We start from the raw sequence: 14240 nt of genomic DNA on the forward strand, positions 1-14240 counted from the left end.
AATTAATCCACCTTCGCTTTCATAAATTGTTCGATTTTAGTGTGTGCTTCTGCTACCGTAAACAGCTTGTCCTGTGTGCCAAAAAAGGCGCCTGCCAGCACTTCTTCTTTTACAGAAAACAATGATTCTGCGTGCTCCTTTAGTTCCTCCAGCGTGTAGCGTGGGTCACTTGCTTCCTGCCCTGCATTTAGCAGGCTCTTCTCATGGTTTTCCAAGGTCACTCAGACCACCTCATTTCAAAATAGGATGAATTTCCACTCTGCGAATCAACGCCGCTTCCTCAGCCGGACGCATACGCCGTTGTACAAGCATCAACCTAAGCTGACCGTCTAAAATGGCATCTGCCTGTAAATCAGCTGAAGCTTCAGCCATAGACATATAACGGCCCTTGTCCTGCTCCAGAGGAAGCTGGATTTGAGCGGCAAAGCCCTCAACCAGCGCGGAAGCTGCGTGGTTTTCCTCGGTGGTATCCGGGGCGATGATATGCCCGATAAACCGTTTGCGGAGCTCATACATGGAAGCTCCCGCCATCCGGGTTTCGCAGCCGCTCAGCCGCCATAATACCGCATGGCTTCCCGGCTGAGCAGGCCATGCGTCGGCGTATACCGACCATGATTCGCCCAGTTGCTTCTGCGTCCAGTGGACCAACGCTGCCAGCCACTCTTCCGGCTGTGCTGCATTAGATGCTGGAGTAGCAGAACCGCCTTCGGTTTCAGGCACATATACGCCAAAACGCAATGTTCTATAGGCCTTGCCCGTAACCGTGTCCAGCTTTTCTGCATCCCGCACACCCAAATAATGTGCGGTAAAAGCTGACGTATCCTCACCTTTGCCTGTCACCGGTGTCCGGTGCAGCCCGGCAATCAGGGCATTCGCCCATACATCTGCCTGCGCCAGTCCCGCTTGTCCTGCGTACAGCTTGATGCGGACAATCTGCCGGTAACCGGCCCAGGAAGATTTCCAGATTTCCTCGCCCAGTGCCATAACCGCATACGGCTCCTCTGCCGTCTGCGAGGGTGGCTGAACATCGTATACACGCCCTTGCAGCGCTGGAATAATGTCAATGAGCTTTTGCTTAAAGGCCTGTCTCATCCTGTGGCATGCCACCCTTGCGTATCTTGTGCTCGCATGTTGTAACTGTTTAGCCAGGCTTTTTTCCACTTCCATGTTCTCACACGGCGCAGCCTCGTACTCATGCATTGCAGCATCTCTTGCTTAGGCAACACGACTCCTCCTTTCTATACATCGAATTCCCGGGAAGTGACAAAGACGATGACCGCATGAAAAAACCGGCCCTTTTGGCCGGCTAACGTTTGACTGTGTGTGTCTTCGGTATGTCCTCTTGTCTTGATTCCCGATGATATAATCTTACACCCTAATAACGAATGCGCTGCCGGGGAAATGGACGATAAAAGCAGAGACTAGGGATGAAGTTAGGTGGTATTTTGCGAACACTAGTTCCCTTCATTAAAACACGCTTAATCTCATTGTTAATGCTGCACAAAAAAAAATAACCGCCCTTTAAAAAGAGCGGTTATGGATATCATTCAATTTAATGAATTATAAATATTTTCAGTATATCTAGTGATGGCTTCATCGTAATCTGGATACTCATATTTCAAACTGCTGGCCACAGCCTTAGCGTATGTTCTAAACAATGCATAGCAAGTAAGTAAAGACTGCCACATTTCTCGATAGCCGTTCTCAGAGTAAGTAGATAGTAGGCTTTCCCAATCTTCATTAGGAAGATACTGATTTATAAATTTATAGTTTTTTCCTACACTAAAGGTGTACCCTTGCTCTGATCCAATCTTCCAAGCCATCATGCGCAGCAAATTAGGTCGTGCAATCTCGTTTAAATGGTCGATAGCAAACAGGATTTCCTTTCTCGCCAATCCTTTTACGATATAAGTCGAAACCATCCAAAACTCATTACAGCAATCATCAAATTCCCTGGCCGTCGGCTTTTTAATCCAATATTGACGATCGTTTGCGATCACTTCCTCTTGGATCAGTGCATCCTTATCAAGCAAAACCTCTACTAAACCATCGCTATTCGTAAAATAATCCTCTACCTCGTTCATGGGGATCAGTGTCAGATCTAATTTGTTCCCATCGTCAAAAAGAATGATATATGAAAACCAGTTGCCTAGCTCTGATGGAAAAAGCTCCATATCCTCGGGTTTTTGCATCATAAGCCTATTCCCAAAAACGTGAAGCCATTGATCACTCTCCTTGAAAGAATCCATATCTGTTACAAAGTAAGAAATATCATAATCTTGAAATGAATCGGGAGGAATATTGAAGTTTGTACGCGATCCTTCCAGCGTGACCAAGCGTATTCTTTCATCGTTCATAGCAAACTTTACAAGCATATCCAGCATTTCTTGTTCACTTCTCAATGCATCCTTCCTCCGTTCCCATCTTAATTACGAACCTATGCTTCTTATTCGCCGTTGTGGTACATACTCCTTGCTATCTAGGTAATAGAGCCACAGGCTGTGACCCCTATGCATTTACCGAACCCAGTATTCGATCCGCACTCTTCTGCAAGCCTGCCAGATTCAAAACACCTTGGTCTGCAAGTGCTAGCGCCATTTTGTAAAAAGCACGCGTACGAAGCTTCGTATACGTATCCTTGCTGACTGGTGGGTCCAACACATAATTGTAAACCTTGTAATCGAACACATCGTCATCCTTTAAATAACGTTCACGGATAAGCAGCTGTTCACGTTCATTCAAGCGGCTCACTACCGCATCCACCATTTGGCAATAGGCCAAGCGGGCGGCAGGAGCATCTACATTATATACGGCAGTCCGGGCCGTTGGGTCGCTTGTCACATTCGTGGGTCCGTTCGGGCGATCCGTATAGCCAGCAGTGATAAAGCTTTCCCGATCCATAAAGGTTATTGTTTTATAAATCCGGTATTTCTCAAACACACCCTCCAATGCATTCTGCGTTTTGCGTCGGTCTAATTCGGGTAAGTTATTTCTCATAAAAAACAACACTCCTTATATTATGCCTTTTGACAATGATGTATTTTTAAAATAGAAAAACGCGTTTGTTTACATTATGTTCCCCTTTTGTTCGCATCTTGAGTATAACATAACATTATTTAGGATAGGTATCCATCGTGAAAAAAAGCAATATAGCCCCAAAAACAGGATATTCGCTCTATTTTTCTATGCCTTTTGGCATATTACGTGCTTTTACTATTTGCCTAATGGTATAATAAAGCTAAACCTATGATTCTAATGCAGAAAGGAGCTCCATTGTGGAACAGCCAGCATTCGGAACTTACTTAAAACAGCAGCGTGAGCACAAGCAATTGAGCATCAACCAATTGGCAGATGCCGCAGGTATTAGTAATTCACAAATTTCCCGCATTGAAAATGGACTTCGCGGCGTTCCCAAACCCTCCACTCTCCGTAAAATAGCGGACGCGCTCAGCGTATCCTATACTGAAATGATGAAGGCGGCTGGATATTGGACTGACGATGATTCAATCGAGCATAATCCGCATGAACTTTATCGTTCTACTGTGCCGGAATGGGCAACCCCCAAAGACCGCCGGGATTTTAAAAAAATGCTGGAGGAAGACGACGAATTAATGTTTGATGGCATTCCACTGGATGAAAAAGACCGTCAACGGATCAAGGACGTACTGACAGGCCTGTTCTGGGAAGCCAAGCAAATGAACAAACATAAAAAGCCCGCCGACCCCGGTGCGAGCAAAGATCAGGGATAGTAGGTGAACGTATGAACGAACTCATTCACAAACTTGTCCGAAAATACCGTACCAATTGCCCTTTCGATATTGCGAAAGCCCTAGGCATCCATATCCGCTACTGCGATCTGGGCTCCACAACCAAAGGGTTGTATTATCACAAGCTACGCAGGAGATTTATCGTCATTCACAATGGACTTACACCAGAATGGGAACGTTTTGTCTGTGCGCATGAATTGGGCCATGATCGACTGCATAAAGGGATTAGCCGCTTTTTTATGGAAGAGCATTCCTACTTTTCCCCCGGCAAATTTGAACAGCAGGCCAATCGCTTTGCCGTACTGTTGCTGAGTGAAGGGAATCCGCCGCTGGCTGACGAAACATTGGATCACTATTTACCGCGGATCGGGCTGCCTAAAGAGACCGCCCTTTTTTTTGACTACAAATCAGAACGTTAGTTCCCATTCTATGAGTTCCTGTTCATTTTATTACTCCTCTATAATAGTAGGCAATTTGACGATAGCTTTAACAACCGATAGATCAAAAAAATGTAGTGCTTTGATATAAAATAGAAGTTATTTTTACAATCATCTGATAAAATGTGGACGTAAGCGGTTTCTCTAATTCATTCATTTTATGGGAGGTTGAAGGAACAACATGAACTCATGGAAAAAACTCTCGTCGATCTTGACGACCGCCGCGCTTCTGTTCGGATGTCTCGGTACCGCAGCAGCGGACCCAGCTACCAATGCGGGGACAGCGGGAACGGGGACAACAACGACTCCAGTCAGCGGCAAACACATCACCATCCTACATACGAATGATACCCATGCTCACGTGGTGGCCAATGACAAGGAAATGGGCTTCGCCAAGCTGGCAGGAATCATCGACCAATACCGCGCTGCTAATCCCAATACATTGCTGCTGGATGATGGGGATACCGTTCATGGAACGACCTTCGCTACCCTGGTTAACGGTGAGAGTATTGTGAAAGTAATTAACAAGCTGCACTATGATGCAATGGTTCCGGGGAACCATGAGTTTAATTACGGCTGGAAGCATCTGGTTGAATTGAGCAAGGAGATTCAGTTCCCTGTGCTGAGCGCCAACATTAAGCAAACGGACGGAACACGTTTGTTCCAACCGTATACTATTAAAGAAGTCGACGGCGTTAAAATCGGCATTATCGGTCTGACTACACCTGAAACGGCATATAAAACCAACCCTAAAAATGTGGAAGGCATTCAGTTCACTGACCCTGCGGCTGAAGCCAAGGCGGCCGTAGACGAAATTCGCAGCAAAGTAGATGTCGTCGTGGCTCTGGGTCATCTGGGGCAAGATGCGTCCAGCAAAGATACCAGCCTTAAGGTCGTGAAGGAAGTGCCTGGCATTGATATTTTCATCGACGGACACAGCCATACCGTACTCGAAAAAGGCCTGATCGGTGATAACGGCACGTTGATCGCCAGTGCAGGTGAATACACCAAGTATCTGGGTGTGGTGGATCTATGGGTAGACGGCGGTAAGGTTGTCCAAAAGCAAGCGAAGCTGATCGATTCGACTCAAGCTCCCGACGTTCAGCCGAATGCTGAAATTGCTGCATTAATCTCCTCCATTCAGAAAGATCAAGAACCTATTCTTAAAGAGGTGGTAGCACAAACGAGTGTAAATCTGGAAGGAGCACGCGAAAAGGTGCGTGCGGGTGAAACCAATCTCGGCGACTTGCTTACCGATGCTATGCGTGACGTTTCGGGGGCAGATGTGGCTCTAACGAATGGTGGCGGTATACGCGCTTCCATCAAAGCAGGCACGGTTACCAAGGGAGACATCATCACTGTATTGCCTTTCGGCAACCAAATTGTTACCTTGAAAGTAAAGGGCTCTGACCTTCAGGCCGCACTGGAAAATGGCACAGCCGCCTACCCGGAACCAAGCGGGGGTTTCCCACAGGTGTCCGGTATCTCGTTCAAAATAGACACCTCCGCAGCCAAAGGCAGCCGTGTTCACTCCATCCTGATCGGTGGAAAAGCCCTTGATCCTGAGGCAACCTATACACTGGCTACCAATGATTTTACTGCCGTAGGCGGTGACCAATATACGATGTTCGCTAAATATCCACAAGCAGGTATGTTCGGATCGTTGGATGAAGCGTTAATCCGCTATATGCAAAAGACCGGCTCTACTAGCCTGCAAGTACAAGCAGACGGCCGTATCCAAGAAGCCAAGGCAGATGGAAAAGCTATTGTCCCTGCCACGCAAACTGTACCGTCTGCTCCAGCCGCGACACCGGCACCTCAGCAGGAGAAACCACAATCCGATTCCACAGCGGCTGTAAAACCAGCACCTGCGAAATCGATACCTGCGAAATCGGCACCTGCAAAGCCTCAAACCGCCAAGCCACAGCAGGCATCGGCTGCTGCACAAGCTGCAAAAAGCCATGTATATGTTGTAAAATCCGGGGATACACTGTATGCCATTTCTCGCAAACACGGTACCACCTGGCAACAGCTTCAGAAGTTGAATAAATTGAAAAATCCTCACCGTATTTATCCAGGACAAAAGTTAGACCTTCCGGCCTAACTCCATAGCTAGTATAAGCAGCATTCGAAATCCAAGTGATTTTGGATGCTGCTGTATGTCAGGGAGTTTATAGATATGCGATAGTCCAAGCCCATTTGGACATCGCATATTTTTTTTGAAAGCAAGCCTTTTAACCGCTGACAAGTTGTGAACCGAGAGGTATGATGGAGAAGAGTCATTCGGGCAGTGAACATTTGTCCTGTTATCCGTCGGGATCAGTTATGTGTGTGGAAGGAGTTCATTAAATGCAATACATTATTTATGATCTTGAATTTACTGTTAGCCGTAACGCCAGATATTCCTCTGAAATCATTGATATCGGTGCCGTCAAAGTTATTCAGGGAGACGATGGCCTATTCGTTGCAGATACATTTCACAGTTTTGTAAGACCATCGAATCGGCCTGTGCTCTCTACAGATACCGTTCAATTCACGGGTATTACTCAACGAGACATTGATGCTGCTCCACTCTTTCCTGAAGCCGTGAAGCAATTTATTGCCTGGCTCGGTACGGATTCGCCTTATTATTTATGCGCATGGGGTCCGGATGACCGTCAGAAGCTGGTGTCCCATTGTCGTACCCATCATGTAGATCTCGGCTGGATTCATAATACAAATGATATACAGAAGCAAATTTCCCGTCTGTTTAGTTCCAATGGAAAGTATCGTCAATTGAGCTTGTCTCAGGCGTTGGAATTGTGCAACATTGACTTTGACGGTCAACAGCATCGGGCATTGGATGATGCCGTGAACACCGCTCAGGTTTTCATGCACCATTTTGATCGTATTACTTTAGTTCATAATGCTGCTGACGATGAGGAAAGCCGCGGCTCGAAGCTCGTCTACTCTTCACCAGAAGAAGAACAGGAACAGTACAGTCCCTTCGGCAATCTCGCCAACCTGTTTAAGGACCGTTAAGCAGATAGCTCCCCGGCCCGTTCCGGGGAATCTCCCCCTGTTATTCCTGATTTCCTGCCTTTTTGTCGAAATAAAACGCCCCCCAGGTTCGCAGCATTTCTTGCATACGTTTGCGGTAACGTAAAGGTTCCAGAATTTCAGCCTCAGCTCCATAGGATGTGAGCCAATCCAGAAATTCTCGGTCATGATTAACCGTCACCTCAAACAACAAGCTTCCATCCGGCAAGTCCTTTAGAAGAGGCTTGATGAACAGTTCCTCTTCTTTGACCCGATATACAGAATTGGCAGAAAAACGTACCACAAACCGAATATTTTGGTTTCCCTTGGTCACCGACCAGGTACCTTTAAAAAACATTTCCATTTCAGATGTATTTTTTTGAAACGTATACGGCAAAATCCTCATATTCCGAAAGCGGCTGATCCGAAAGGTTCTCATAGCGGATTGCTTATGACAAAAACCAAGCATATAGAACCGCCGGTCTTGAGGAACCAAACAATAAGGATCTACTTGCACCAATGACACATCTTCATTTTGAGGCGAGCTGTACTCCGCTTCAATTGTCTGCTGCGTAAGACTCGCCAAAACAATCAGCCTGAGCAGATAGGGCTGGTTTTCCCGATCAAGTGTCGAGCCGAGCCGGATGATATTTTTCATTTCCTGCGCGAAGCTCGTCTGGTCCATCTTTTTTTTCTGACTAGAGGCCATCACTTTCTCATAAGCACTTTCAAAAGCTGGCGGTAAAAGAGGCTTGATCGTTTCCATAATCTCTCCCAGCTTGGTAAAAGCCTCTGCCTCTTCTTCTGTCCAATTTAGAGGATACAAAGCAAAATTGCTAATAAAGATGTACCCCTTGCCATGCCCCATATTCGCGATCGGAATATGCATGGCGCTTAGCGCCTCCATATCTCGGTATATGGTACGTTCTGATGTTTCACAACGTTCGGCAAGCTCTCTTGCCAATATCCCTGGATTTGCCTGAACAATAGTAATAATCCGCATTAAACGTATCAACCGATCAGTCAAGGAAGTCTCTCCTTTACAAAAAGATAGTAAATTAGACTCACTAATTTGCACAAATAAACTAGCATAATTATCTATCTCAACCTATCATTCTCCGTAAAATGAACATCTCCTATCGATATTTCCTTATTAAAAAAGACTTTAGAACTATACGCTTTAAAAGATACAAAAGACCCACTCCATTTATTGCGTATGCACAAAAGTAACTCGGCTTCCTCCAGATAATCCATGTCTTCGCTTCTGGCTGCACATATAAGCAATTCATCTGCTTGTCTCGTAAGGATGAACGCCCCTCGCTCAGGCTCCCCTTTCTCGTACATACGCAACGCCTTTTTCACAATTGGGGACGTCTCATTCAGCTTTATGTATTTTTCCACCTTCGGGTTGGATGGCATGCTCAGCAAACCCAGATGATGCGTGTAATGGATATAGAGCTGGTCTGTCCGGATCAGCGTCCGCTTTTCCTGCGATGGCTTGCGCCAGCTCCACTCGATCATTCCAATCGTATGTCTTCCGGACGCGTGAGCCGGGATAGAAAACGTCAAAATAGCTTGTCTATATTTGCCCCGCCGCACATCGCCACAGTGAACAATCATGCAATCACCGTTTTCTGATTGTTTAAACCCGAGCCTCACCCCTTCAGCTTTTAATAGATTTACCCCGTTTTCTGGATTGAACTGAAGTTGAAGGTCACATCCCGCTGCCTTCGGTATTAGGTTCCCTTTTCTTTTACGTATAGCTCCATAGCCCCATTCTATCAGTAGATTTACTTGTTTGGACCCATTCGCAGATATAGACTCTTTGTCCCATGTATACGTTACATTGAGCATTGACTTCACCACTGGTAAATTCCCCCTAAAAGAACATGTAACTCTAAATTAACAGTGTTATCTGACACTATATTGTCAGGGAACATACGTTTGATTGTGAAAATTATACATGGTAATCTTTATGAAAGGGGACCTAATTCGTAAAATAACATTTTAATCCTTTTCAATTGCATAAATACGCAAAAATAGCCCGGCAAAAGCCGGGCTACATGATATTCTACTTCATATATTTTAAATTATGAAATTGTAGTTTCTGTTAAAGAAACATTCGTCTTTGTGCAAATATCGGATATAGGAGCAAAAGTAGTGCTGTCCACGATAAGCTCCTTTGATAATGGTTTTCCATTGACAGTAATTTTTAAAATGGTATAGTTTTGTTCTCTTTCGTTCATCTTTCAAAATCTCCTTTTATATCTATTTTTCATATATTTCAGTTCATACATATTTCTATTCAAGCCCTGATCAGGTGCGGATTATTCTTGACTCGTTTGCTGGGAAAAATGCCGGAATGTTGCCGCTTCCTTGATATACCCGTTTTAGGGTACACTTAAACTAATATATCGAGTTTTTTTGATCATCTTTTCCCGAATTTGTCGTTTGTATATTCTAAATCTGCACCCAAATCCTGATATAGTACGTAACCATGTGATGTGGGTAATGATCTATATCATCTAACATCCTGGTTTATCAAAAGGGGGATATCTCTTGGCACGAGCAACTTGTCGCTTTGCTTTATACCGCCGCATTGTCTGCGCTGCTATAGCGCTTTTGTTTATTTTTGGAGTCACCCGTGTACCCGAAGTTCATGCTGCTTATTGGGATGATGTATATCAAGGCTTTGAGCAGTTTTCACGCTTGCCCGGCGATGTGTACCAACTCAAGGAAAGCTATCGCCAAACCCAGGAAGATCTGGAAAAGGCCCGTTCCAGCATTGAAACCTATCAGAAGCAAAACGCCCAGCTGCTGGAGCAAAACCGAAAGCTGAATAACACCGTTACAGAACTAAAAAATCTGCAAGCCCAGCGCGATCAGGCTTCACACCGAAATAAAATGCTCATCATCACGGCTATCATTCTGCTGGCTGGTTATTTTATCGGTATCCGACTGTTGCGTTACGGGATGCGTCGACGTTCGGGAAGATACTAACGCCTGAAAGGATGAAAAGTCTGCATGGATATACAAGCAGGACAACACCATGATGAAAGCGTCGGTTCGGTCATAACGCTCGATCTGGCTGAAGGAGAGAAGCTGCATGTTCTGCATCCGCAGCAAATCATCGCATATCGCGGACCCAGTTCAGGCCGCAGTGATAAGCTGATGAATATTAAAGGCATGTATCGCAAGCACAAACTGATTCAGGCCGATTTCACAGGGGCTTGCCGGCTAATTGCCGCCCTTCCTCCTGGCTTTAGTTTGAAGATGATCAAGCTTGAAGGAAGCGATGATCTCTTATACGATTTTCGCAACCTGTTCTGGTACAGCTCCGGCATCCAGATGCGTACCAAGCTGCTAAGCATGAAAAACATGTTGTTTAGCCGTGATGTCATTAAAATGAAATTTGACGGGACAGGTCACATTGGTATTTTGACACAGGGATTGGTATGTCAAGAACAGCTTCATCCGTCAGAGCCGATCTATGTCGATGCGAGCAGCGTCATCGCCTATCCCGAAAACGCCAAGCTGGAGTTAACCGTATACGGTAATCATCTGGCCAGCCAGCATATGAACTACCAGTTTAAAATGACGGGACACGGTACCGTACTTTTTCATGCCGGTGAGCATCATCGGCGGCTTCAGCAGGATATGAATGACGATGGCGTGATCAAACGATTTTTAAGGGAAGTCATTCCATTTGGTGGAGTGTTTATCAAATAGCCCTGCCATGCTATAATGGCAATGCTATCAATGAAGCGGTCTGTCCTCGTGACAGATGCTAATGAAGAAAATCCATGCTTAGCGCATGGGAGAGGTTCGCGAACTCCCTCTATAAAAAACTAACGATGCTTTGTCCTCCGCATTGAAAAATGAATTTGCGGGGCAAGGCCTGTTTTTTGTTGAAGCCGGTTCAAGAACTCTCTTTCTTCCAAGTGACAAGACGCTGTGTCTTACACCATTCCAAGAAGATCGAGAGGTTTTTTTATGTTTGCAAACGAAAAAGCAGTCGTCGTATTCAGCGGCGGCCAAGACAGCACAACCTGTTTATTTTGGGCAAAAAAACATTTTGCCGAAGTAGAAACTGTGACGTTCGATTATGGTCAACGCCACAAGCAGGAAATCGAAGTTGCCGCCGGAATTGCCAAAGAGCTAGGTGTTCCGCAAACGGTACTGGATATGAGCCTGCTCAATCAACTTGCCCCGAATGCCCTCACACGCACCGACATTGATATTACTCAAGAGGAAGGCGAACTGCCTAGCACATTTGTAGACGGTCGCAACCTATTGTTCCTGAGCTTTGCAGCGGTTCTCGCCAAGCAAAAAGGAGCGCGCCACATTATTACAGGCGTATGCGAGACAGATTTCAGCGGCTATCCCGATTGCCGGGATTCCTTCATTAAATCGCTGAACGTTACACTGAACCTTTCAATGGACTATCCCTTTGTGATTCATACCCCGCTCATGTGGTTGAATAAGGCCGAAACCTGGCAAATGGCCGATGAGCTGAAGGCTTTTGAATTTGTAAGAACCCGTACATTAACATGCTATAACGGCATCATTGGCGATGGCTGTGGCGAATGTCCTGCCTGCAATCTCCGCCGTGCCGGACTGGAGCAGTATCTCACGGTTCGCGGCGCTTCATCCCAGGGAGTTGAAGGCCATGCGTGAGCCAGGTACCTTTCGTATTGTCGACAAGCTCCAGCAGTTTGGGACAGACATTGAGCGCTCTCAGCTGCGGTATCACCGCAAACGTGTACTCGTCAGCAAACAATTTACGTTCGATGCAGCACACCATTTGCACTGTTATGAAGGCAAATGCAAAAACCTGCACGGTCACACCTATGTCGTCGTATTTGGCATAAGCGGTATACCGGGAGAAACAGGGCTGACGCTGGATTTTGGCGATATCAAAACGATCTGGAAAGAGCGAATTGAGCCTTTTCTGGACCACCGTTACTTGAATGAGACGCTTCCTCCAATGAATACAACGGCGGAAAATATGGTCGTCTGGATTTTTGAACAAATGGAGTCAGCCTTGACCTCGGATGTATACTGCAATCGTGTTGAAGGGGGACGTACCGAGTTTGTACGGCTGTTCGAGACACCTACCAGCTACGCCGAGTTCCGACGGGAGTGGATGTTCGATGAGTAATACTATAACTGCTAATACCATAAATACGCACCAACCTATGACTACACCCGACAAGGCTAAAGCAGCCCTTATTCCTGTGCTGGAGGTGTTTGGTCCCACTGTTCAGGGCGAAGGGATGGTCATTGGTCGTAAAACGATGTTTGTGCGTACCGCAGGCTGCGATTACCATTGCTCATGGTGTGACTCCGCTTTTACCTGGGACGGCAGCGCCAAAGATCAAATCCGCCGTCTGAGTGCCACTGAGATATGGCAGGAACTACAGTCCATCGGCGGCGAACGGTTCTCGCATGTGACCCTTTCCGGAGGTAATCCTGCCCTGCTGCCACAGCTTGGGGCGCTAGTTACCCTGCTACGTAGTCAAGGCATGGCCATCGCCGTCGAAACGCAAGGCTCCCGTTGGCAGGAATGGCTGTACGATATCGATGAGGTGACCTTATCCCCGAAGCCGCCCAGCTCTGGCATGACGACCAACTGGGACGTGCTGGATGATATCGTAGCCCGTCTGTCAAGCCAAAAGATAGCTGGAGCGTCCAAGTCTGCGTCAAACGTCTCAATCACAACGTGCAGCAAGCAATCGAAGGATGAATCAGTCAGACTCTACACTGGAGCATGCAGTTTGAAGGTCGTCATCTTCGACGACACCGATCTCGCCTATGCCCGCACCATTCACGAGCGCTATCCACATATACCGTTGTTCCTCCAGACGGGTAATCCAGATGTGAACACGGAGAATACTGGACAGATCGCAGAGTCTCTTTTACATCGTTATGAATGGCTTATCGACCGAGTCATGGACGATACCCGGCTCAACGATGTAAGAGTCCTCCCGCAGCTCCACACCCTCGTATGGGGCAACAAACGCGGCGTATAACATGCATATATAATATATTCCATATGAGCGGTATGTGATACACAAGATACGCCAAATTAGTCGAGTACACCCTCGACACCTCAAAGCTATAAAACAAGAGAAACCCTCGTCCGTGAGGACGGGGTTTCTCTCAGTATATTGCTCCTTTCTTATAGGAGCGTGCATTATTCTCTTCTACACCAATCTATATAAGCAAACGAGCAGGGACTTTATGGTGATGACGGCGGTCGGCCAGCGGAGCGGAGGATTTGAAGCTGGAGAAGCGATAGCGTTCGCCTTTGAAATGGGATTATAACCTATGCATCTTTTAAATGATCAGCGAGAATCCCATTTCAACAGCGATCGGAAGCTCAAATCCTTCGCGGAGCGACCTCTCCACCACCATAACTCCCTACCTTTTTACCACTAAATCAACTTTAAGGAGCCTCACTCAATATGACCGGAAGAAAACCCGAAGAAATGACCGACGTTACCCTGCTTGGCAACCAAGGCACACAATACACTTTTGCTTATGATCCTGCCATTCTCGAAAGCTTTGATAATAAACATCCGTACCGGGATTATTTTGTGAAGTTTAATTGCCCGGAGTTCACCAGCCTGTGCCCGATTACAGGGCAGCCTGATTTTGCAACCATCTACATCAGCTATATTCCTGATATTAAAATGGTTGAAAGCAAGTCCCTTAAGCTGTACCTGTTCAGCTTCCGCAATCACGGTGATTTTCACGAGGACTGCGTCAACATTATCATGAATGACCTGATCAAGCTGATGGACCCGCGTTATATCGAGGTGTGGGGCAAGTTCACGCCACGCGGCGGCATTTCCATTGACCCCTATACAAATTATGGCAAACCGGGAACCAAGTATGAGCAAATGGCCGAGCATCGCATGATGAACCATGATATGTACCCGGAGACTGTAGATAACCGATAAGCTTATAGGTTTCCTGACACAGCGTAAAAATACCAAGGGGCTGTCCTGTAAAA

The 14240-nt window shown here is 46.3% G+C and carries 18 protein-coding genes and 1 riboswitch; of the genes, 10 read left to right on the top strand and 8 right to left on the bottom strand.

Annotation, left to right across the window (positions count from 1 at the left end; translation table 11 throughout):
• Window positions 1-2: 2 nt before the first annotated feature.
• The 5 genes from ACQQ6X_RS11220 to ACQQ6X_RS11240 form a co-directional block, all read right to left on the bottom strand.
• Complete coding sequence (locus ACQQ6X_RS11220; protein WP_064795486.1) at window positions 3-221, bottom strand: hypothetical protein; 219 nt, start codon at window positions 219-221, stop codon at window positions 3-5.
• 10 nt (window positions 222-231) lie between these two features.
• Window positions 232-1092 carry a hypothetical protein gene (locus tag ACQQ6X_RS11225; RefSeq protein ID WP_305165378.1) on the bottom strand — a complete coding sequence of 287 codons (861 nt, stop codon included), beginning with the start codon at window positions 1090-1092 and terminating at the stop codon, window positions 232-234.
• Window positions 1089-1223, bottom strand: a complete 135-nt coding sequence (locus ACQQ6X_RS11230; protein WP_305165650.1) for a hypothetical protein — start codon at window positions 1221-1223, stop codon at window positions 1089-1091. Before ACQQ6X_RS11230 ends, ACQQ6X_RS11225 begins: the two co-directional genes overlap by 4 nt.
• A 324-nt stretch (window positions 1224-1547) precedes the next feature.
• Window positions 1548-2402: an aminoglycoside 6-adenylyltransferase gene (gene ant(6), locus ACQQ6X_RS11235; protein ID WP_305165379.1), complete on the bottom strand. Its 855-nt coding sequence runs from the start codon at window positions 2400-2402 to the stop codon at window positions 1548-1550.
• Between the two features lie 106 nt (window positions 2403-2508).
• A complete protein-coding gene (locus ACQQ6X_RS11240; protein WP_305165380.1) occupies window positions 2509-2997 on the bottom strand; it encodes an ArpU family phage packaging/lysis transcriptional regulator in 489 nt (162 codons plus the stop codon).
• Window positions 2998-3275: 278 nt separating this feature from the next.
• On the opposite strand from ACQQ6X_RS11240, the gene ACQQ6X_RS11245 reads away from it, so the two are divergent.
• From ACQQ6X_RS11245 to ACQQ6X_RS11260, 4 genes are all read left to right on the top strand, one after another.
• Entirely contained in the window at window positions 3276-3749 is a 474-nt protein-coding gene (locus tag ACQQ6X_RS11245; protein ID WP_305165381.1) for a helix-turn-helix domain-containing protein, read from the top strand.
• A gap of 11 nt (window positions 3750-3760) precedes the next feature.
• Window positions 3761-4186, top strand: a complete 426-nt coding sequence (locus tag ACQQ6X_RS11250; protein WP_305165382.1) for an ImmA/IrrE family metallo-endopeptidase — start codon at window positions 3761-3763, stop codon at window positions 4184-4186.
• Window positions 4187-4385: 199 nt separating this feature from the next.
• Window positions 4386-6308, top strand: coding sequence for a 5'-nucleotidase C-terminal domain-containing protein (locus ACQQ6X_RS11255; protein WP_305165383.1), 1923 nt, complete (start codon window positions 4386-4388; stop codon window positions 6306-6308).
• Window positions 6309-6553: 245 nt separating this feature from the next.
• Window positions 6554-7225 (top strand): 3'-5' exonuclease, encoded by a 672-nt coding sequence (locus ACQQ6X_RS11260; RefSeq protein ID WP_064795493.1) that lies wholly within the window; start codon window positions 6554-6556, stop codon window positions 7223-7225.
• Window positions 7226-7265: 40 nt separating this feature from the next.
• Here the strand turns inward: ACQQ6X_RS11260 and ACQQ6X_RS11265 are convergent, their stop codons facing one another.
• The 3 genes from ACQQ6X_RS11265 to ACQQ6X_RS11275 all read right to left on the bottom strand — a co-directional run bounded on the left by ACQQ6X_RS11265 (window position 7266) and on the right by ACQQ6X_RS11275 (window position 9468).
• Window positions 7266-8249 (bottom strand): helix-turn-helix transcriptional regulator, encoded by a 984-nt coding sequence (locus ACQQ6X_RS11265; RefSeq protein WP_063207609.1) that lies wholly within the window; start codon window positions 8247-8249, stop codon window positions 7266-7268.
• A 71-nt stretch (window positions 8250-8320) separates the two neighbouring features.
• Window positions 8321-9088, bottom strand: coding sequence for a hypothetical protein (locus tag ACQQ6X_RS11270; RefSeq protein ID WP_305165384.1), 768 nt, complete (start codon window positions 9086-9088; stop codon window positions 8321-8323).
• A 224-nt stretch (window positions 9089-9312) separates the two neighbouring features.
• On the bottom strand, window positions 9313-9468 hold the full coding sequence (locus tag ACQQ6X_RS11275) for a hypothetical protein (protein WP_187360597.1): 156 nt from the start codon (window positions 9466-9468) through the stop codon (window positions 9313-9315).
• Between the two features lie 313 nt (window positions 9469-9781).
• Here ACQQ6X_RS11275 and ACQQ6X_RS11280 point away from each other — a divergent pair, with 313 nt between their 5' ends.
• The 6 genes from ACQQ6X_RS11280 (at window position 9782) to queF (ending at window position 14187) form a co-directional block, all read left to right on the top strand.
• Complete coding sequence (locus tag ACQQ6X_RS11280; protein ID WP_305165385.1) at window positions 9782-10222, top strand: hypothetical protein; 441 nt, start codon at window positions 9782-9784, stop codon at window positions 10220-10222.
• A gap of 24 nt (window positions 10223-10246) precedes the next feature.
• On the top strand, window positions 10247-10951 hold the full coding sequence (locus ACQQ6X_RS11285; RefSeq protein ID WP_142611605.1) for an AIM24 family protein: 705 nt from the start codon (window positions 10247-10249) through the stop codon (window positions 10949-10951).
• Window positions 10952-11036: 85 nt separating this feature from the next.
• A riboswitch (PreQ1 riboswitch) is annotated at window positions 11037-11080 on the top strand.
• Window positions 11081-11215: 135 nt separating this feature from the next.
• On the top strand, window positions 11216-11899 hold the full coding sequence (gene queC / locus ACQQ6X_RS11290) for a 7-cyano-7-deazaguanine synthase QueC (protein WP_305165386.1): 684 nt from the start codon (window positions 11216-11218) through the stop codon (window positions 11897-11899).
• On the top strand, window positions 11892-12383 hold the full coding sequence (gene queD / locus ACQQ6X_RS11295; protein WP_142611603.1) for a 6-carboxytetrahydropterin synthase QueD: 492 nt from the start codon (window positions 11892-11894) through the stop codon (window positions 12381-12383). Before queC ends, queD begins: the two co-directional genes overlap by 8 nt.
• Window positions 12376-13254: a 7-carboxy-7-deazaguanine synthase QueE gene (gene queE / locus ACQQ6X_RS11300; RefSeq protein WP_305165387.1), complete on the top strand. Its 879-nt coding sequence runs from the start codon at window positions 12376-12378 to the stop codon at window positions 13252-13254. The genes queD and queE overlap by 8 nt, the downstream gene beginning before the upstream one ends.
• A gap of 435 nt (window positions 13255-13689) precedes the next feature.
• Window positions 13690-14187 carry a preQ(1) synthase gene (queF, locus tag ACQQ6X_RS11305; protein WP_007429143.1) on the top strand — a complete coding sequence of 166 codons (498 nt, stop codon included), beginning with the start codon at window positions 13690-13692 and terminating at the stop codon, window positions 14185-14187.
• Window positions 14188-14240: the final 53 nt, after the last annotated feature.

This window comes from Paenibacillus ottowii (assembly GCF_050516475.1).
GTDB lineage: Bacteria > Bacillota > Bacilli > Paenibacillales > Paenibacillaceae > Paenibacillus > Paenibacillus ottowii.